Origin of the sequence: Methylobrevis albus (genome assembly GCF_015904235.1) — a bacterium.
Taxonomy (GTDB): domain Bacteria; phylum Pseudomonadota; class Alphaproteobacteria; order Rhizobiales; family Pleomorphomonadaceae; genus Methylobrevis_A; species Methylobrevis_A albus.
Genome location: NZ_JADZLT010000018.1, coordinates 1 through 854, shown reverse-complemented (window position 1 = coordinate 854; position 854 = coordinate 1). Strand labels below are relative to the sequence as shown.

2 protein-coding genes are annotated in these 854 nt (G+C 62.2%); both read left to right on the top strand.

Features of this window, described 5'->3' with window-relative positions:
* Positions 1-207 (top strand): hypothetical protein (locus I5731_RS00230; RefSeq protein WP_197309345.1); only part of this gene is annotated, 207 nt, incomplete at its 5' end.
* Between the two features lie 334 nt (positions 208-541).
* Positions 542-854: toxin-activating lysine-acyltransferase (locus I5731_RS00225; protein WP_197309344.1), on the top strand; the 313-nt coding region annotated here is incomplete at its 3' end.

Genomic DNA, 854 nt, shown 5'->3' with positions numbered 1-854 from the left:
TACGTCGGCCGCAAGGACTTCGAGAACTACGCCGAATACCTCGCGCTCTATGGCAGCGAGCGGCTGATCCCGGAAATGCGCCGCGTGCGCATCTCGGCCCGGCGCCAGCTGCCGAAGGCGATCTGCACGCGCCTCGGCATCGCCTCGTTCGCCGAGGCGGTCGATCGCGACGCGGCCGAGTTGATGGCTCGTCTCTGCGCTGCATGAGCAGAAGGGCAACGTGGCTGGGCATCGCCGTCCTGTCCTCGTTGTGTGCGCGTCGCGGCTGGCGTGGCCCTGTGGTCGATAGGCCTCGAAACGACGAATTTTTCCAGGCTGCAGGACGGGATTCGCGCCGCGAACCGTCCTGCAGCGGTGTTGCACACCTCGCCGCGCGCCGGAGGAACATCGGCGCGGAGAGGCGACTGTGGTAATTCGGTCATAACCTCGGCCTGGTTCACAAATTCCGTTGCGGAACTGATGCCCACGGTTGCTGATACCGACACGCTAGGATACCAGTTACATTGACTGAAGATTTTATATCAGTCGATTGTGGGTGCCGGTGGTGGTCAAGAAGAGTATCGAGCCGGAGTTTCCCTCGAAGGATGCGATCCATCTCTACGGCGCGCTGAGCTTCCTGTATTTCCGCTCGCCGCGGCATCGTGACTGGCCGTTTCATGCCATCCGCCGCGTGATTCAGCCGCCAATCGACCTTCAGCAGGTCAAGATTTTCTATCAGGACGGTATACCGCGCGGCGCGGTGACATGGGGTCTTCTCAACGAGGACGCCGAGCGCCGGGTCATGGCCAATCAGATGCTCGAGCCTGCGCAATGGCGGTCGGGCAAGAGCTTCTGGCTGATGGACGTGCTGGCGC